Annotated in this window: 1 pseudogene; it reads left to right on the top strand. The window is 44.7% G+C overall.

The window, feature by feature from the left end:
• Positions 1-152: 152 nt before the first annotated feature.
• Positions 153-255 (top strand): annotated as a pseudogene (locus tag J1778_RS24910) (DUF3304 domain-containing protein); the annotation flags it as partial.

Raw genomic sequence — 255 nt, 5'->3', positions numbered from 1 at the left:
CCCGAACGCAAATGGGAAGAAAATTATCTGCACGTTTATTTTCTTCCTGCAGATAACGTCCGTTTGTGGTGGGGAACCGGATTTATTCATCCGAAGGCTGAAGAACTCCCAGATGCAGTAAACGGTAAATAAAAGTTATGGCGGGGAATAAAATGGATTTTTTTAGAAGACTGGAAAAAATAGACGGAGCCGTTAATCGCGGCTATGCGCGCTGGGGTAAATGGCTGGGCGCGGGATTATTATTGTTCATACTGG

Source organism: Rahnella bonaserana (genome assembly GCF_019049675.1).
GTDB classification, from domain to species: Bacteria; Pseudomonadota; Gammaproteobacteria; order Enterobacterales; family Enterobacteriaceae; genus Rahnella; species Rahnella bonaserana.
Note: the sequence above shows the minus strand (reverse complement) of the source record. Positions and strands in the feature narration are given on the sequence as shown.